The 19,742-nt window shown below is 45.2% G+C and carries 12 protein-coding genes; 6 read left to right on the forward strand and 6 right to left on the reverse strand.

All coding sequences use genetic code 11. The annotated features are described in order from the left end of the window. Positions 1–106: 106 nt before the first annotated feature. Positions 107–754 (reverse strand): TetR/AcrR family transcriptional regulator, encoded by a 648-nt coding sequence (locus tag OZ660_RS01725; protein WP_274742349.1) that lies wholly within the window; start codon positions 752–754, stop codon positions 107–109. A gap of 211 nt (positions 755–965) precedes the next feature. On the opposite strand from OZ660_RS01725, the gene OZ660_RS01730 reads away from it, so the two are divergent. From OZ660_RS01730 to OZ660_RS01740, 3 genes are all read left to right on the forward strand, one after another. Then, positions 966–2,105, forward strand: coding sequence for an efflux RND transporter periplasmic adaptor subunit (locus OZ660_RS01730; RefSeq protein WP_202263296.1), 1,140 nt, complete (start codon positions 966–968; stop codon positions 2,103–2,105). After that, entirely contained in the window at positions 2,105–5,257 is a 3,153-nt protein-coding gene (locus OZ660_RS01735) for an efflux RND transporter permease subunit (protein ID WP_274742350.1), read from the forward strand. The genes OZ660_RS01730 and OZ660_RS01735 overlap by 1 nt, the downstream gene beginning before the upstream one ends. 189 nt (positions 5,258–5,446) lie before the next feature. Next, positions 5,447–6,133: a DUF2982 domain-containing protein gene (locus OZ660_RS01740; protein ID WP_202263298.1), complete on the forward strand. Its 687-nt coding sequence runs from the start codon at positions 5,447–5,449 to the stop codon at positions 6,131–6,133. Positions 6,134–6,138: 5 nt separating this feature from the next. Here the strand turns inward: OZ660_RS01740 and OZ660_RS01745 are convergent, their stop codons facing one another. Next, on the reverse strand, positions 6,139–9,267 hold the full coding sequence (locus OZ660_RS01745; RefSeq protein WP_202263299.1) for a hybrid sensor histidine kinase/response regulator: 3,129 nt from the start codon (positions 9,265–9,267) through the stop codon (positions 6,139–6,141). A gap of 503 nt (positions 9,268–9,770) precedes the next feature. On the opposite strand from OZ660_RS01745, the gene parC reads away from it, so the two are divergent. The 3 genes from parC (at position 9,771) to OZ660_RS01760 (ending at position 14,911) form a co-directional block, all read left to right on the forward strand. Further along, positions 9,771–12,050 carry a DNA topoisomerase IV subunit A gene (parC, locus tag OZ660_RS01750; RefSeq protein WP_274742351.1) on the forward strand — a complete coding sequence of 760 codons (2,280 nt, stop codon included), beginning with the start codon at positions 9,771–9,773 and terminating at the stop codon, positions 12,048–12,050. Positions 12,051–12,207: 157 nt separating this feature from the next. After that, on the forward strand, positions 12,208–12,747 hold the full coding sequence (locus OZ660_RS01755; RefSeq protein WP_159627357.1) for a heme NO-binding domain-containing protein: 540 nt from the start codon (positions 12,208–12,210) through the stop codon (positions 12,745–12,747). A 7-nt stretch (positions 12,748–12,754) separates the two neighbouring features. Beyond that, positions 12,755–14,911 carry a putative bifunctional diguanylate cyclase/phosphodiesterase gene (locus OZ660_RS01760; RefSeq protein WP_274742352.1) on the forward strand — a complete coding sequence of 719 codons (2,157 nt, stop codon included), beginning with the start codon at positions 12,755–12,757 and terminating at the stop codon, positions 14,909–14,911. 110 nt (positions 14,912–15,021) lie between these two features. Here the strand turns inward: OZ660_RS01760 and OZ660_RS01765 are convergent, their stop codons facing one another. From OZ660_RS01765 to OZ660_RS01780, 4 genes are all read right to left on the reverse strand, one after another. Beyond that, positions 15,022–15,828, reverse strand: coding sequence for a DUF1338 domain-containing protein (locus tag OZ660_RS01765; protein WP_202263303.1), 807 nt, complete (start codon positions 15,826–15,828; stop codon positions 15,022–15,024). Positions 15,829–15,927: 99 nt separating this feature from the next. Next, on the reverse strand, positions 15,928–17,397 hold the full coding sequence (gene astD / locus OZ660_RS01770) for a succinylglutamate-semialdehyde dehydrogenase (protein ID WP_274742353.1): 1,470 nt from the start codon (positions 17,395–17,397) through the stop codon (positions 15,928–15,930). 14 nt (positions 17,398–17,411) lie between these two features. Then, positions 17,412–18,449, reverse strand: a complete 1,038-nt coding sequence (astA, locus tag OZ660_RS01775; RefSeq protein WP_202263305.1) for an arginine N-succinyltransferase — start codon at positions 18,447–18,449, stop codon at positions 17,412–17,414. A 20-nt stretch (positions 18,450–18,469) separates the two neighbouring features. Beyond that, the gene (locus OZ660_RS01780; protein WP_202263306.1) at positions 18,470–19,678 is read right to left on the reverse strand and encodes an aspartate aminotransferase family protein; all 1,209 of its coding nucleotides are present in this window, start codon (positions 19,676–19,678) and stop codon (positions 18,470–18,472) included. Positions 19,679–19,742: the final 64 nt, after the last annotated feature.

Raw genomic sequence — 19,742 nt, forward strand, 5'->3', positions numbered from 1 at the left:
AATACGAACACCGCTAAGTCATCATGACAAGAGGGATAAATAGTGCAAGCTTTGCCAAAAAATAAGCGCAAAGAGTGGTAGGTGTCAAAACCCAGTCAACACTGGCTTATTTGGCCTGTGACATATAGTGCGTAAATAACAAATTCACTTTCTCTACCGCTCGAGCGACGTAGGGCTCGATAGCTTGTTCTTCCATAGGTGCTTGAATGCCACACAGCATCATGGTGTGAAATTCACCTTTCAACAATGAGCAAAAGTCGAGTGCAAGTTCGTGAGCGCGAGTTTTCGTAAGCTTTCCCTGCCCGTATTGTTCAACTACGTCACTCAGTGTTGCAAGAGACGCTAGTGGCCCTGCTTGATAAAACAGCGTTGCAACATGTGCATTATTAACAGCCTCGGCAATAATCACTCTGAACATGGCAACCGCTTCTTTATCTTGTAAAAGGCGTACAAACTGTGCGCCCACTTTTGTCATACACTCACAAAATGATAATGCCCCTGAAGAGGCTTCGATAAGTTGCTGAGTATCAAGCTGATAAGAGCGACATTTAGATGTGATAGCAGCCTGAAATAGAGTGTCTTTGCTTTCAAAATGCGAATAAACAGTTTGTTTAGAAACCCCAGATGCTTTGGCAACCGTATCCATAGAGGTATTGGCAAACCCGTCTTTTAAAAACAAACACGACGCAGCATTTAAGATCAGGCTATTTTTTTCTTCGCTTTTTGGTCTACCTTGCTTTCTGGTGGTTGCCACTGTATCTCTCTTAAAATTAACAATAATCAAACTGGACGGTCTAGTATTTATATATTAGCATAGTATTAAGCGTATGCAAGAGTATGCAAACGTCGCTAAACACACATTGACGATTGTTGATAAAAGCCGTATCAACATATAGTTAGGTCTTAAGAGCGTGTATTTGTTGCCGATAAAAACAAATCGCCTCAGGAAAGATAAAGGAAAAGTTATGACTGCTGCGCAGGTGCCAACGAAAGGCGGCCATTTTAAACTTGTTATCTCGATTTCTATTTTTATTGCAGCACTGGTTATTTTGCTCATGATGGCAGGCGTTGGAAATGCCACGCAAACACCAGAAGCGCGTATTCCAGTAGCAGTTTCAACGGGTACAGTTCGAATTCAGGAAGGCTTCGATACCCCCGTGAATGTGTTTGGGTTAATAGAATCACCAAAAGCGACATCTTTGTCTTTTGATGTAGGTGGTCAAGTTGTCGCCATGCTCGCAGAAGAAGGGGACATGGTTAAGAAAGGCGATGTGCTTGCGCAGCAAGACATTGCACGTCTAAAAGCACGTCGCCAAGAACTACAGGCCAGCCTCACAAGGGCAAAAGCAGACTTGGCATTAGCAAAGGTTAACAATGAGCGTACCGTATCGCTTGTTGAAAAAAAGCTCGAGTCAGCACAGCGCCTCGATGAGGCCAAAGCAAGTTTAGATGTGTCAAAAGCACGCCTGACCGAAATTGAAGCGGCGATAAATTCACTAGATGTGGAAATAAGCAAAGCGGCATTAGTATCTCCATTTGATGGTGTGGTAAATCGACGTTTCTTTGATGAAGGCAGTGTTGTCGCTGCTGGTAGTCCGGTTCTTGGGCTGACCAGTATTGATAAATATCAAGCAAGATTTGCTGTACCAGCTGATGTAATCGATCAATTCGATGTTAATGAGCCAGTGTTAGTGCGAGTCGGGAAAACTGATGTTGCAGCAACGATCACCCAAGTATTGCCTACCAGAAACGTGCAAACACGCACCGTCGATATATTGGTTACCTTAAATAGCAATGAATTTGTGCGCCCCGGCGATATGGCTATTTTGTCTGGATTTCGTTCGCATGAAGAAAAAGGTGCATGGCTGCCGGTAAACGCACTAAGTAATGGGCTTAGGGGCTTATGGCGTGTTTTTGTAATCACTAATGATACACAATCTAAGTTGGAAGCACGGGTTGTTGAGGTTGTTTATACCGATGGCAATAATGCGTTTGTCAGAGGCGCGCTGAAAGATGGTGATATTTTTGTCAACGAAGGCACACATAAACTTGCCCCAGGGCAAATGGTGTCTCTTCCAAGCCAACAACAAGCTGGGGCGCGTTAATGAATCCTTTTAGCCACGAAGGCGATAAAGCCTACCCTTGGTACACACTGTTTTACCGACGAGGGCATTTATTGGTACTGAGCTTAGTTATTTTAATAACGGCTGGTTTGTCGGCATTAGGCTCATTGCCTCGTATTGAAGACCCCCGAATTGATACGCGAAATGCACTTATTATTACCCAATACCCAGGGGCTTCTGCCGAGCGTGTCGAGGCGCTTGTGAGTGACGTATTAGAAGACAGGTTGCGTGAAATCTTTGAGATAAAAGAAGTTAAATCCACATCTCGCGCTGGTATTTCCGTTATTCTCATTGAAACGCAAGATTGGGTTGATAATAGCAGTAATGAAGAACTCTTCAGTGAAATTCGCGACGCGATTGGCGCAGCTTCTTCCTCGTTTCCAGAAGGCGCAATGGCGCCGGTTTTTGATGAAAAGCGGGGAGCCACCGCATTCACTTTACTATTGTCACTGCGCGCTACCTATCCTGACACCACACCTATCACCTTGACGGCGAGATTGGCACAAGAGCTTACTGACAGGTTGCGCAATGTTAATGGCACCGAGTTAGTGCGGGTATATGGCGAGCCTTCTGAAGAAATTAGCGTGAATATTGACCCGGTTAAGTTGGCCGCGACGGGCTTAAACCTACAGCAAGTGAGCGTCTTGATAAGTCGGGCCGATCCCAAACTTCCCGCCGGTATGCTTAACAGTGAACAAAGTAACTTGCGTTTTACCGTTGGAGAGGGGCTAGACGGCGTTAATATGATCGCGTCTATACCACTGGTAAATAATCAGGGACGTTACTTACGCGTAGAAGATATTGCTACTGTAACGCGAAGCTACACCACGCCTCGCAATGAAGTTGCATTTCTAAACGGCGACGAATCAATTTTCGTTGCAGCTCGTATGCAGCCTTCATTGCGCTCTGACGTATGGACTAAGAATGCATTGGACGTCGTAGATAAATTCAATGCAGACTTTAGCGGTACGCTGCAGGCTACTGTTGCCTTTGAGCAGAATGAATATACTGCTACACGATTATCCGATTTATCGATGAATTTATTAATGGGTTGCGCTGTGGTCATGCTCGTCATCCTATTGTTTATGGGGTTCAGAGCCGCATGGATTGTTGGATTAGCGCTACCATTATGTGCTGCTTTCGCGTTGTTTAGCCTTAGTTTTTATAACGAGCAAATCCACCAAATGTCGATTTTCGGCATGATCATCGCAATCGGTTTACTTATCGATAACGCGATTGTGATTACTGATGAGATACGAATAAACCTGCAGGATCCTAACCTTACTCGTGTTGGTGCAATGGCGAAAAGTGTGTCACACCTATTCGCTCCACTGCTTGCCTCAACGTTAACTACAATTTTAGGCTTTATGCCCATCTTTTTGCTCGATGGCAATATTGGTGACTTTGTAGGGCCTATTGCAATTAGTGTCGTCATGGCATTAATCGGCTCTTTGTTTATCTCACTGACGATTATTGCTGCATTAGCTGCGCGATTTTTACCCAAAAATGACGGTGCATCACCCCAATCAGCAGCATCAACGTCTTGGTGGAAAGTGGGTATTCAAACCCCTTCATTGAGTTTCGCATTCAGTAAGCAATTAGGACGATGGATTAAACAACCTTTACTAGTTTTACCGCTAGTGAGTGTGCTTTGTTTATCTGGCTTTGCGTTGTCATCAACCCTTGCAAATGTGTTTTTCCCAAGCGCTGATCGCGATCAATTTGAAGTCTACTTGTGGACCAAAGAAGGCAGCAGTATCGAGAACACCACCCACTATGTTAAACGTATTGATGAAGTGATACGCGCCGAAAATGGCGTTGAACAAGTGAGTTGGCTGGTGGGGGGGTCTGCTCCTTCGGTCTATTACAATCAAATGATGACCCGTGACAACATGCCTTATTTCGCCAATGCTGTTGTTACGACTGACACGGTTGAGAGTGCGGCGCACTTAGTAGGCAAGTTGCAGCGAGACTTGGATACCACTCATCCTGAAGTGCAGATTGTGGTGCGCGCTTTTGGGCAAGGTCCACCCATTGCAGCCCCTGTTGAGGTAGAGATTTTTGGACCAGATCTCAATATTCTAAATGACCTTGGTGATAAGGTAAGAATGTTGATGTCTGAAGTCGACGGAATTTCACAATCAATTGCCAGTATATCTATGGGCGAGCCCGAACTTAAAGTTAACACCGATAGTGACAATTTATCCTATCTTGGCCTGACGCTTTCTGAGTTAGCGAGTCAAATGCAAGTTAACTTCTCAGGCATTACTGGCGGGTCAGTACTGGAAAGTACCGAAGAGATCCCTGTTCGAGTGCGTATCGACAAAGCCTTTAGACAAAATGTGGCAGGTGTGGATGCGATGCCAATTCCAGTGGCAGGTGACAATGCTATTTCATGGTCACCGCTAGCAGCGGTAACCACGCTATCATTGCAACCTGCTACAAGCAGTATCACGCGATTAGATGGTGAAAGATTAAACCGTATTCAGGCATTCTTACTGCCAGGTGTACCTGCTATCGACGCTAGCAACCAACTGCGCGATCTGCTAGAGACTCGGTTAGTTTTACCAGAAGGCTACCGTATTCACTTAGCCGGAGACGCGGATGAGCAGCAACAAGCATTAGGCAAACTTGCGACATATGCACCCGTGCTTCTCGTACTTATGGTGACAACACTTATTCTTACTTTTACCAGCTTACGTATGGCGGGTGTTATTGGGCTCGTTGCTATTTTATCGGTAGGACTAGGAATGTTTAGCTTGTGGCTTTCAGGTTTACCTGTTGGCTTTAATCCGTTGCTAGGGTGTGCAGGTCTTATTGGCGTGGCCATTAACGGTTCAATCGTCGTTATCGCAGCAATAAATGCGAATCCTCAAGCGAAGCGTGGCGACACTAAAGCCATTGTCGAAGAAACCATGAGTTGCAGCCGCCATATACTCTCAACTACCTTCACAACAGTAGGTGGTCTCATACCTTTGCTTCTATTTAGTGACGGAAGCTTCTGGCCACCACTCGCGGTTGTGCTGGCCGGTGGTGTAGGTTTCTCGGTTATTCTTTCTTTGGTATTTACACCAACGATTGTTGCGGCTTTTCAGCGTTACCGTCACCGTCACCGCAACGTGGTGGTAGCTTAGCCGATAGAGTGGGTGAAAAAGCACATAACCTTTTTACGCAATCGGGTAAACTACCCATAGTCAGCAAACGTACAAACGGGTGCGATTTAATGAATGTGTTTAAGCGTTGGTGGCATACTGAATGCGTTAAATGTAAGCGCATTAGGTTGTATGTGGTGTGGGCCATAATTATGTTGGTAGTGTATTTTTATGTCTGGAAATAGCGAAGCCTCTATTTACATAAAAGCTGCGTCTAAAGGTAATGGTATTACAAGCCTAGTAATTGGTGCTGTGGGCCTGGTAATTGCCGCCCTTTGGCTATCTTTTATGCCTGATTGGCTTTTCTTAGCGGGCATTTTCATCACGAGTGCGGCGCTGGTATGTTTGCTCGTTGGCTATTTCAAACTTCGCGAGCCAGACTACAGCCTTGAGATAGCGAAAGACTACATAACTTATCAGCATCGTTTGGGGAGTTGGCGTATTCACTGGGATAATCTGCAACGTGCAGATTGCCCGAGAGTGCGGCACGGACTAGAGCATGTTCCGCTGGAAACCGTCGGCTTTAAGCTTAAGAGTTATACTGATTTTCTGCATACCATTTCGCCTCGATTAGCGACCCATCTATTGATGGAGCAGCGTCCTCTGTTAATGCAAAATACGGATGAAAATTGTGCATCTGGTAGTTGCTATGAGCAATCCATGTTTGACGATAAACAATACGTAATGGAAGATGGAACGGTTATCAATGGCATTAAAGCAATGCTGGCGCACCGTATGGTTGAGCTTAGAAAGCGTCTCGGGTTCGATATTTTTATTGCAAGCTCTGAATTAGACAGAGACGCGCAAGACTTTGCGCGTTTGATTGCGTCTTGCCAACAAGCAAGACAGCAAGACTAATGGCACTAGTGAGTGCCATTATTTTCAGACAGTACCTTTTCCGATTCTTTTATCAATTCAGGAATAAGTGATTGAACCTCCTCAACCAATTCACGTTTAAGTGCGCTTTCTAGTTCACTAACCAACTCCTGTAACCGCGGCAATCCAGTGTAACAACAAGCTCCGTGCAGTTTGTGCACTTCGGCTTTAAGACCCGTGAAGTCACGCGCGCTCCACATCGACTCTATGATTTCAATGGCACTTGGCAGCAATGAAATGAAGTTTTCTAGCAGTTCTCTTGCGGTATTTTGGTTTTGATTGGCACGCTTTAGTGCAAGTTGCCAATCGATAGAGGGGAAGACAATATTGCTAGGCTCAACGTCATGACACCAACTTTTTATCAAATCGATCAGTAGCTCAACTTCAATTGGTTTTGGCAAATAATCATCCATACCCGAAGCAAGCAGACGCTCTTGCTCTTCCTTAAAGGCATGTGCAGTTACCGCAACAATAGGCGTTCCCATATTCAAAGGTGACTTTCTTATTTCTCGCGTGGCTTGTAATCCGTCCATCCCTGGCATTTGCACATCCATTAGAATTAAGTCGAATTCTTGAGTTTGACACTGATTAACGGCATCTTGACCACTAATCGTCGTAGTAAGCGCGACCGGCGAATTGTCTAACCATGTATGCAATAGTTTTAAGTTCATTTCCATATCATCAACGGCCAACACTTTTGCCCGCGGCAGAATCTCGATACGTTCTTGCATCGCATTTTTGACGGGTGTGCTTTGCTGATGAACTAAGTTGTCCAATTTGGTTAACGTCATCGGCATTCTGACCTGAGAGTAAAAATGTTGAGGTAGGCTAGGATACTGTACAAAAGGTTCTGGACCTGAGTACCACAACACCCGTTTTTTAGCAGGAAAATGAACGAAGCGGCTAAGATAACTATCGCGATAAGCCAGTTTAGACACTGGCACCGTCGCCATCAAAAAGTCATATTGGTCATTGAGCGTTGCAAGGAAATCTAACGACTCAACAGAAATGATATTTGCGCCTAGCGCGCTAAGCATATTGGCGCTAGCGCGGCGAGTGGCTGGGACTGGATCGAATAGCACCACGCGCTTGTTCTGCCAGTCTTCATCTGAAGATAGCGAAAACTTTTGACTGAGTTGGTTCATGCGCAGCGAAACGCAAAAAGTTGAACCCTGGCCAACTGTACTTTTAAGCGTGAGTTCGCCGTTCATCAACCGCACTAACTCTTTACTAATGACCAAGCCAAGCCCAGTACCTTGATAGCTTCTGTTAAGCGCATCATCAATTTGCGAAAAGGCACTAAATAGCTTTTTACGATCCTGACGGCTAATTCCAATACCTGTATCTTCAACGGTAATGTTAAGTTCGTGAATACCGTGTGGAAGAGAACGACCATGTACCGCAAAGCGAATGATGCCGTGAGAAGTGAATTTAAGCGCATTGCTCAACAGGTTATTGAGAACCTGCTTAATACGAAAAACATCGCCAATAAGCTTTTCTGGTAAAGGCCCTAAGTCGAAAACAAACTCAATACGTTTACTGTGAGATGACTTCGCCATAATGGTGACCATCTCTTCGAGTAACTTGTTAGGGGCAAACGGTTGATTGTTGATTTTAAGCTTACCCGCTTCAATTTTTGAAAAATCGAGCACGTCGTTAACAATGGTTAATAGGTTATCTGCCGCAGTATTGACAATGCGTACCTGCTCTTGTTGATCAGGCGGTAAAGCGGCATTATTCAACTCCTTACTAAAACCCAAAATGGCGTTAAGAGGCGTTCTGATTTCATGACTCATGTTGGCAAGAAACTGTGATTTCACATTGCTTGCTTTAATTGCATCCTTACGGGCAATATCTAGACGTGCATTTTGCTCTTCAATGAGTTCCATATTGTTGCGCAAGTCGTTGGTCGCTTGCTCCACTTCGTTTTCTAACTGACTGCGGCTTTTCTCCATTAGCGCGAATGAGAACAAGCCTGACTCTAAGAAAACGCCCACTTGGAAGCAGTACGTTGTGAAGTCGTTTGACGGCAACACGCCCACTAAACTCAACATGCCAATAATGGCGCCAGTGGCGAGCATCGTCCAAGCAAAAATAAAGTAGCGCGCGGGTTTAAACTTATTGAAAAACGCCTCAAAACCCGCAGAAATATAGCTTAAAATGGCGATAAGCCCCACGCCATAAACCAGGTTGTTTTTCCATATGGGGGGAAGTAAATCAATAAAGCATGCCACCCCTGTGAGTACTTGGCACACAAGCAATATCTTTATAATTGGATGCGCAGTAGGTGCATGCTCTTCAGTTTCTAAAAACGTGACGGTGAAGAGGCCTGAACTAATGCCAATAATAACGAAAATGAGTTCACTATGACCGACAAGCCATAATGGGATCCCTGAACTAAATATTAAGTGAGTATGCCCTCCCCACACAAACTGCCATAAAATAACCGCAAGGATATAGCCGACGTAGGCAATCAGACTCTTTTCTTTCACGCCGAAAAACAGTGCTAAGTTGTATACTGCAAGAATTAATAAGCCGCCGTAGAACAAACCCCACAGGAGACTGTCCATCTGAAAGTAGCTGCTATGCAATGGTTCAGCTTGCACTCTTAAAGGCGCAATCAAACTTGAGGAGCGACTTTCTATGCGGATGTAGAGTTCAATAGGTTCACTATTATTAAGCTGAACGCGCAGCGTGGGGACACGAAAACGCTGCTCTTTCTGGGCTTTGCCTTGATGACTTTGCTTTATGACTTTGCCGTCTTGTACGACGTAAAAGTCAACGCTATCAAGTTGACTAAAGTTAATTGTGAACACCCAGTCTTTTTCATTCGATACATTGGCAACACGGGTAAGTAGCCACATACCATTATTGCGAAAGCCAAAATTTGGATTGTCGTGGGGGTGCATCAAAAAGTCATTACGACGGCGTGACACGTCGCTAATGGTGAGTTGATAGTCTGTTTCAAACAAAAAATACAAGGAGTCAGATAAATCGAGAGTGCTCTGTTCGTCAAAAAGCTGCTGAATGTGTTGTGCCCGAGCCAACGACGACACCGTGATACACGCAAGGCATGCTAATAGTAGTAAAACGCGAAAATAGTGCTTAGTCGTCATGATTTATTCTTTGTATTTCTAGAGCGTGTTGACCTTTGCCGTACGTTTTTGCAGCAAAGTGTTTAGCATTTAGACAAGGAAGTGCACACGTCGTGTAGCCATCTACATAAGTGTGCGCAGACGCAGTATAAATGCTAAACAATTGCTGCCTGAAAGGTTCATCCAAGCGAGCCTCATGCGGCTTTACTCGTCGCTAATTTGGAATAACCAAACCACGCAACTCGTTCATTGCCTGATACTCGCTTGGAATGAACAAAAAGTGTACCGCAAAGGTCAACACGCTCTAGGCTCTACCCTTTTTTGTATTAAACCACTGTCTTAGTGTAATGACAAAGTCTACGGTAAAGGCCAATGCACTCAGCTTAACAGTTTGTATAACAAGGATTGCACCTAAACACGGTTTACCCCACAATAAGCTAGCGGGTAATTGCGCTAAAATATCTGCTTAGTAATAATAGGTTCTTGCGAACACTTCAGTATAAATAACAAAATGAATAAACATCATGAGTGACGAGATCATCATTAGCCGCGACGGGGTAGAACAACTTCCTCTGCGACGTTTCACCGAAGACGCTTATCTTAACTATTCCATGTACGTCATCATGGATAGGGCGCTTCCCCATATTGCAGACGGCTTAAAGCCTGTGCAGCGTCGAATTATTTATGCTATGTCAGATCTTGGCCTAAGCGCGAACGCAAAGTACAAGAAATCGGCGCGTACGGTGGGTGACGTGCTAGGTAAATTTCATCCTCATGGTGATTCAGCTTGTTATGAAGCAATGGTACTCATGGCTCAGCCATTTTCGTACCGTTATCCCTTAGTTGACGGTCAAGGCAACTGGGGAGCACCTGACGATCCAAAATCATTTGCTGCGATGCGTTATACCGAGGCAAAGTTGTCACGCTTCGCGGAAGTACTACTCAATGAGTTAGGTCAAGGCACGGTAGATTGGGTCCCTAACTTTGACGGTACCTTAGAAGAGCCGAGTGTATTGCCAGCGCGTTTACCCCATATACTTCTTAACGGCGTGACGGGTATTGCCGTGGGCATGGCAACGGATATTCCCCCGCACAACGTGAGAGAACTTGCCAATGCGTGTGCCATGCTACTTGATGACAGCAAGGCCGAGTTAAAAGATGTGCTTGAGCACGTAAACGGGCCTGATTATCCAACCGAAGCTGAAATCATTACACCGAAAGCGGATATACAAAAACTGTATGAAACAGGGCGCGGCTCAATAAAAATGCGCGCTGTATATATGGAAGAAAATGGTGATGTCATTATTACCGCACTTCCGCACCAAGCGTCAGGAGCCAAAATTCTTGAGCAAATAGCCGCACAAATGCAGGCGAAGAAGCTACCGATGGTAAGCGATCTTCGCGATGAATCGGATCATGAAAACCCAACACGTTTGGTCATCACGCCTCGCTCTAACCGCGTTGATGTAACACAATTAATGCAACATTTATTCGCTACCACCGATTTGGAGAAGAACTATCGTGTGAATTTGAACATGATAGGACTTGATGGGCGTCCACAAGTGAAAGACTTGCGCACTATCCTGTGGGAGTGGTTGCAATATCGCAAAGACACGGTGACGCGTCGTTTGCAGTATCGCTTAGATAAAGTGCTTGCTCGACTGCACATTCTAGAAGGTTTGTTAATTGCGTTCTTAAATATCGATGAAGTTATCGAAATTATCCGCACTTACGATAAGCCAAAGCCAGAATTAATGTCGCGTTTTGGCTTAAGTGATAAACAAGCAGAAGCCATTTTAGAATTGAAACTTCGTCATCTTGCGAAGCTCGAAGAAATGAAAATTAAGGGTGAGCAAGATGAATTGGCAGCAGAGCGTGACAAGCTTCAGCAATTGCTAGGGTCAGATCGTCGCTTGAAGACGCTGATTAAAAAAGAAATTCTCGCTGACGCTGAAAAATACGGTGACGACCGTCGCTCACCAATTATAGAGCGTGGCGAAGCAAAAGCCCTATCTGAAAAAGAGCTAGTACCTGCTGAATCAGTCACAGTTGTACTGTCTGAAAAGGGATGGGCGCGTTGTGCGAAAGGGCATGACATTGATGCAGAAGGTCTAAGCTATAAGGCTGGCGATGCTTACTTATCGAGTGCTGAAGGTAAAAGTAACCAACCTGCGGTCTTTATGGACACATCAGGGCGTACCTTTGCTTGCGATGCGCATGGGCTTCCATCGGCCAGAAGCCAAGGAGAGCCGCTAACAGGGCGCTTCAGTATTGTCGGCGGAGAATCCTTCGAACATGTCATTATGGCGCAGGATGAAAGTAAGTTTTTAGTCGGCTCTGATGCAGGCTACGGCTTTGTGGGTACGTTCAAAGATATGGTAAGCAAAAATAAGGCGGGTAAAGCGTATTTGTCATTGCCCACTGCGGCCAAAGTGATGAAGCCTACTGCTGTGTCTAATCCTGAATCTGACTGGTGTTTGAGTATTTCAAACGAAGGTCGTATGTTATTGTTCCCGCTGAAAGACTTACCAAGCCTCGGGAAGGGGAAAGGGAATAAGCTCATCAATATTCCTTCAGCCAAGGCGAAGTCTCGCGAAGAATTTGTCAAAGTACTGACCGTGGTGCCTGATGGTGCGTCTATCAAAGTATCAGCAGGCAAGCGCAACATGACGCTTACTGCGGACGATTTAACCCATTATCAAGGCGAACGTGGACGTCGCGGAAATAAACTTCCACGCGGCTTACAGCGTGTAGACAGCGTTGAAGTGGTCTTCGAGGAAAGTGATTCTTCAACAGAAGACTGAGTAAACCACGCATGAAAAAAGCGCCGATACGGGCGCTTTTTTTATGCGTATTGAAAAGCTTTTGTGGATTGACGAATGTTAATTTTACCAGAAAGTTTAAGTTGTTCTTATGCTTAGCTGGACTACACTCATTAAAGAAACTGAATGAGGAACGTACATGCTAGGCATAGTTTTTACATCGTTAATTGATATGCTGGAAGAAAAGGTGTCACCAGAGTTTGCTGACGATGTCATTGTTGAAGCAGAGCTTGAGAATGACGGAGCTTACACAGCGGTTGGTTACTACCCTTTTGAAGAAATGCAACGCTTGCTTGGTGTTTTAGTGGAAAAAACAGGTAAATCGGCCAATGAACTGTTATATGACTTTGGCTATTACCTTTTTGGTAAGCTTGGTGCCGTGCACGGCGAAGTACTTGCAAATGCCAATGGAATGCTGGATATGCTTGAGCATCTAGATGGTGATATCCATGTACAGGTTAAGAAGTTATATCCCGATGCGGATCTTCCCCGATTTACGGTGCTTTCACGCACCGATAATGCAATGCGTCTTCAATACTACTCAGAGCGAGAACTTTTTTCTTTAGCCGAAGGGCTTATGGATGCCGCTGCCGACTTCTATGGGTGTAAATTAGCGCGGGAAACCTATCAGATAGATAAGCCTCATACTTACGAATTTAGCATTTCACTATTGCAGTAATACAGTTATGTCAGGCAAATCGACTTACACAGAAAAGCAATTTGCCGTTTTGCAAAGGCGGTTAAAACGTCAACGTGTTGCACGGGAGTCAGCGGAAGCTATTCTGACCCAAAAAAGTCTAGACATGTACAACATGCTACAGCAAAGCAAGCTTGCCCAGAAGAACCTCGAGCTTGCACTGTGGGCGTCACAAGAGTCATTTTGGAGTTGGCAAGCTGAAACGGATGTGATGGAAATCCGTTCTTTTTCGCTACATTCTGAAAGCGTTTCAACGTGGTCAGGTACGCTTATTCAGTTAATGCGGCGCGTGCATGAAGACGATATGGAGAATTTGCAGTTTCATTGGACCATGGCACTGCACGGTAATCGTGAGCGCATTGAGTTTTCATTTCGCTTAAAACTAGATCGTGACTACCAGTGGGTACGTTTAAGGGGGCGGGTGCTTCGACGAGGATTAGCAGGAGAAGCACTTCATATTGTTGGTACCACAAAAGATATCACTCAACAGCGAAAAGCAGAACAATCGTTTCATTTGATGGCCTCTGCGTTTGCCAGTTCTAGAGAGCCTATGTTGGTACTGACTCCCAACTTGATAATAACGGAGTGCAATGAAGCGTTTATTGAGTTGCTAGGTGCAGGTACAAAAGAGCAATGTCTAGGCTTAAATTTCAACGAGCTATTAACCGAAGAGAAGGTTGATCAAACGCGGTTGGTAGACGAAAAGCAGGTTCGCTTCGAGTCGAAAGTTGTCACTCAAAAAGGTGAAGGCAAGGTGGTGGATGTTTCACTGGCGCTATTTGACACGTTTCAGCAGGCCTCTTCCTACCTTATCGCGACAATGCGCGATATAAGCGATAAGAAACGCAGCGAAATTCGCTTGCGCCAACTGGCACTGCACGACGATTTAACCGGGCTTGCTAATCGAAACGCGTTGCGTGAAGCGGTGACAAAATATGCGAATGAATCGCAGCACTTTCTACTTGTTTTTGTCGACTTAGACGGTTTTAAAGCGATTAACGACAATGCTGGACACGAACGCGGTGATGCCGAACTACAACGCATTGGTGCTTTACTCACGGGAATGTTCGGCCCAATTGGTGAAGTAGGACGTTGGGGCGGTGATGAGTTTATTGTGGTATTGCCTGAACAAGATATTGATAGTGTTGTTGAAAAGTCACAGCAATTGATTAAGCAAATAGAAGAAGACGTAATCTACGCTAAAAACACGGAAATGCGTTTATCTGCAAGTATTGGGATAGCGCAGTACCCTGAGCATAGCGACAGTATAGAGAGCTTAATTCAATGCGCCGATGCGGCCATGTATCAAGCAAAAGAGCTTGGTAAAGGGCAAGCGTTTGTATACGAACCTGGGTTATATGAAAGTATGACTCAGCAAATCAGCATGGCCAATGACTTACGACGCGCTGTTGAAAATCACTTGCTCGATTTTTATATCCAAGGCAAGTATGCATCAAATGGTGAACTCAAAGGGGGAGAGGTACTGTGTCGATGGATATCAGGTTTACACGGCGTGGTTTCCCCCACCGTTTTTATTCCGATAGCAGAAGAACAGAAACTCGACCGCGCCATAGGCTTGCAAGCGTTAGAGTCTGCTTGTGATTATATTTCCATTATGGAATCACAGCAGGGCGAAGCTATTCCCATGTCGGTAAACATCACAGCCAATCAGTTGCTAGATTCAAACTTTCCTGATGAAGCTGTGCATATTTGTTCGTTAAGTCATGTTTCTCCTGAGTGCATCGAACTGGAATTAACAGAATCGGTATTTATTCGCGATGAAAAGCAGGCGCTTCGCGCATTAACCGAACTACGAGAGAGGGGGTTTAAGTTATCACTTGATGACTTTGGAACCGGATTTTCGTCGTTGAGCTATTTGCGTAGCTTTCAATTTGAAGTGGTGAAAGTAGATAGAAGCTTGGTGCAAGGTATTCACAAAGACAGCAAGGCAAATGCATTGTTTTTAGGGTTAGTTGCGATGCTTAAAAGCTTGCAAATTGATGTGGTCGTTGAAGGTGTGGAACTTGAATCTTACTTACCGTTTATTGAACAAGCCGACGTGCATTTGATGCAAGGTTTTTATTTTGACAAACCTATGCCTTACGATCAGTTTCTTGCTCGTCACACTCACGATCCGTCACGTTAAATCTTGCCCATGACGAGCACTAAAATAAGAGGCACTTATTGGCTAAAAAAAAAGCCCACACACTGCAATTAAGTGAATGGGCTTTTTGTATGCTTAAGACTTAACGCGATTTATTTGGCGTTAGTGCTTTCAAAGATCTTGTCTGCAGAGGCAGCCACGAAACCTTGGTAACGCTCACCATTTGGCATGTCGTAGCGCTGTGCAAATTCATAGAAGCAACTTGGAATTGATACCGTTTCGTCACTGAAGACGACGTCAGCGCGATCAGCCATGGTAGACGACTGTGCTAAGAAAACGTCTGGACCACCTTTGATTTCGCCGCCTGATGTATTAAGCACAAAGCCTGCTTCTTTCAATAGGGTATTAACGTCTTCAAGCTCGTTGGTACGAGTAAGATGGTTTACACTTACCGTAAAGTGGTTCGCACGGAATCCCCATGCCGCCATCCACGCCGCATATTCAGACTCGTTAAGCAAGGTATCATATTCTGCTTTTGTCACGTCCCAATGCTTGCCTGAGTACAAAAAGTTATCTGCTTCAACCACTTCAGCTGGCATTTGTTCGACCATTCTTTTGATAATGGCTTGCGCATCTTCTGATAGTTCGTTTACACGTAACTCACTGATAAATACTTTAGGCTTGGTATCGTCTGGATGTTCAAAATGCTTTGCCGTTAGCTTTTTGGCTTCAAAGTCATAGTCGCCTTTCGCTTCGTAGCCCAATGCAAGAAAATGTGCCGCGAGCTTGTCTAGACGCGTTTTATCAAGCGCAAATGTTCTAAACGCAACATGGTCGTTAACGATGTCGTTCGTGTTTTCTTCTCCAGCTAACAGCGCGTGAATTTTGTGCGCAGAAGGAGTGATAGTCACGTAATCGTCCCACATGTTGCTAAACAACGTATCGATGCTGCTATGCATAGTTGTAGGGTCCTTTCTGTCTTCTACTTTTTTTAAGTAGGTTTGAATATGTAGGGTAATAATGTGGCTATCACCAATACAGTGTTAGCCACAGTAGTATTACATTGTTAAACCAGGGCTTAACGCTCCAGGCATGGTAACTTTTTCAAGTTCCACAGAAGCGACTGGATACGCACAGTAATCTGCCGCGTAGAATGCACTGGCGCGGTGGTTACCGCTATCGCCCACGCCACCAAATGGTGCGGCACTGCTGGCACCCGTAATTGGGCGGTTCCAGTTAACAATACCTGCGCGAATACGCGCAAAGAAATAACGATAGTCTTCTTCGTTGTCGCCTAACAGACCCGCTGAAAGACCGAAGCTGGTATTGTTCGCTTCTTCAATGGCTGCGTCAAAGTCGGTATAACGAATGACTTTAAGTAGTGGGCCAAAGTGCTCTTCATCAGGTAGCGAAGACAGCATGTCCGTCACATCGATAATCCCCGGACTTGCGAACCCTTTGTTCTCGTCTTTTTGTTCTAAGCGAACTAATACCTTACCGCCAAGGTTTTCTAGCTCTTGTTGAGCCTTTACCATTAGCGCAGCAGCATTACTTGAAATCATTGCACCCATAAATGGCTGATCTTCAGCGTCGTAATCGCCAACTTTGATGTTTTTAGTAACTTCAATTAAACGTGCAAGTATTGCGTCGCCTTGTGCATCTGCAGGTAAAAACAGGCGACGTGCACAAGTACAGCGCTGACCTGAAGTAATAAATGCAGATTGCACGATATCATGCACCGCTGCATCAACATCTGCTACATCTTTAACGATTAGTGGGTTATTGCCACCCATTTCAAGGGCTAAAATTTTGCCCGGGTGACCTGCAAATTGTTCGTGCAAGATTTTACCCGTGCGCGAACTACCGGTGAAAAACAGGCCGTCGATGTCATTGTGAGAGGCAAGTGCTTTACCTGTTTCAACTTCACCCTGTACTAGGTTAAGCACGCCGGCTGGTAGACCTGCCGCGTCCCATAGTTTAACCATCTCTTGCGCAACCATTGGGGTTAGGTCGCTTGGCTTAAATACAACGGTGTTGCCTGCAATCAGCGCAGGTACAATGTGCCCATTAGGAAGATGACCTGGGAAGTTGTAAGGACCAAATACCGCCACCACGCCATGTGGTTTATGGCGAATAAATGCTTTGCCCACAGGCATAGGGTTTTCAACATTACCGGTGCGCTCAAAATACGCTTTTTCTGAGATGCCGATTTTACCCATCATGGCGCCCACTTCGGTGGCCGTTTCCCATTCAGGCTTGCCTGTTTCCTTAGCCATTACCTTGGTAAGGTGCGCTTTCGCTTCTTCAAGCTTGGTGCCGTATACCTTGATGATTTCAAGGCGCTCTTCTACGGTTTTCATGCTCCACGCAGGTAATGCGGCACGCGCTGCATTAATCGCATTGTCAATTTGGGTGGCAGTAGCAGACTTGCCTTCCCAAATTACTTCGTTCTTAGCTGGGTCAATTGACTTAAGGTCATGACCTTGTCCGGCAACCCATTCACCGTTTATAAAATGTGTATGTAGCATTGTGGGTGTCCTTATTAGTCTCTAAACGTTACAGGTGCAAAGCGAACTTCTTCACCTTCTTTAACGTTAAGTGCCGCAGCAGCTTGGCGAGACAATACAGCAACGTTTTGCTCTTCGCTTACTGTCATCTCGGTGGCTACGGCGCGAAAATCAGAAATTGAGGTGTTGATTATATAATGCGTTTGGCCTTGGGCCGCTGCACTGTCATCAATAACCACCGGTAGTTTCAAACTCGATTGTGCCGTTCGAATATGGCTAAGGTTTGCTTCTACCGTCGGCCCTGCATCAAAAATGTCTACGTAACCGCGACATGAAAAGCCTTCTTCTTCAAGAAGCTGTAGTGCAGGGCGTGTTTTCTCGTGCACCTCTCCAATCACATCTTGTGCTTCCTTACTGAGTAAGTTCACATAGATAGGATATTTAGGCATAAGCTCGGCAATAAATACCTTATTGCCAATACCCGTTAAGTAATCAGCAGTTGGAAAATCCAACGAGAAGAAATGCGTTTCAAGCCATTCCCAAAATGGTGAACGACCTTCTTCGTCACTTACACCACGCATTTCTGCAATAACGGTCTCAGAGAAACGCTCACGGTGCTCCATCATGAACAAGAAGCGTACTTTTGATAGAAAGCGTCCGTTAATGCCGCCACGTGCCTGCTCGCGAAGGAACAGTGTACAAATCTCTGTTACGCCAGTGTAATCGTTACAGAAAGTAAGGATATCCACTGTGTTATGGATGTTAAGCTCACGTGATGCATGTACCACTTTGCTCAAGTGATAATGATAAAACGCATCATCTATGCCAACGGCAGCCTCAATACCTGTCGTACCGACCACCTGGCCGGTGGTGGTATCTTCCATTACAAACAAGTATGACTCATCGCCAGGCTCGGTAACGTTTGCTTTGTTAAACGCAGTTTCGGCACGATCAATTTTGCGTTGTAGTAACTCGTCGTTAACGGGCAAAGACGTAAAGCCTATGCCCGACTCGACAGCTATCTCTTTCAGCGCGTTATAATCTGCTTTTGTGATAGGGCGAATGATATTCATGTTCGCTACTCGTGTTGTAATTATTCGGCGTTTACAACGGCAGCTACCGCGCGTTCGAAACGTGCAAGACCTTCTTTGATGTCTTCATCTGGAATTACCAGTGATGGCGCGAAACGAACAACGTTCATGCCAGCAACAAGACACATTAGATTCTCTTTTGTTGCCGCCATCATAAAGTCGCGAGCACGACCTTGATATTTTTCATTTAGCGCGCAACCAAGAAGCATCCCTTGACCACGAACTTCTTCAAAAACATTGTACTTATCGTTAATCGCTCCAAGCAATTCACGGAACAATGCCTCTTTCTTAAGAACACCTTCCATAACTTCTGGTGTGTTAACAATATCAAATGCTTTTTCTGCCACAGCACACGCTAGTGGGTTACCGCCGTATGTGCTTCCGTGTGTACCTGCCTTCAGATGCGCGCCAATTTTAGTTGTGGTTAGCATTGCACCAATTGGGAAACCACCGCCAAGTGACTTAGCTGTAGTCAGAATATCTGGTGTTACACCAAGACCCATGTATGCATACAGGTGACCTGTACGGCCAACACCTGATTGTACTTCGTCAAAAATAAGTAGTGCATTGTGCTTGTCACACAGCTCGCGTACGCCTTTTACAAAGTCAGCATCTGGCGGGATGATACCGCCTTCACCTTGTAGCGGCTCCATCATTACCGCACAAGTTTTGTCAGAAATCATTGCTTCAAAGGCAGCAAGGTCGTTGTAATCACAGTGATCTACTGCACCTGGCTTAGGACCGAAACCGTCAGAGTAAGCCGCTTGACCACCTACCGTTACGGTAAAGAATGTACGGCCATGGAAGCCTTTATTGAAAGCAATAATTTGGTTTTTCTCTTCGCCGAAATTATCTAATGCGAAGCGGCGCGCAAGTTTAAGTGCAGCTTCGTTTGCTTCTGCACCTGAGTTTGCAAAGTAAACCTTCTCTGCAAACGTCGCATCTGTCAGCTTCTTAGCAAGGCGAAGTGCTGGCTCATTAGTAAATACGTTACTTAAATGCCATAGTTTGCTGCCTTGCTCGGTTAATGCTTTCACTAGCTCTGGGTGGCAGTGACCTAACACGTTTACTGCAATACCGCCTGCAAAGTCGATGTACTCAGCACCATCTTGATCCCAAACACGCGAACCTTCACCACGAACGGGTACCATACCTGCCGGGTTATAGTTAGGAACCATTACATCATCAAATGTAGCGCGAGTTACGTTCATCTTTGTTACCTCTGCGTTGGGCGCCAAACACACAATGTGGTTTGCAGTTTGTTACTCTTATGAC

It is taken from the genome of Alteromonas sp. 009811495 (assembly GCF_028865455.1).
Lineage (GTDB): Bacteria > Pseudomonadota > Gammaproteobacteria > Enterobacterales > Alteromonadaceae > Alteromonas.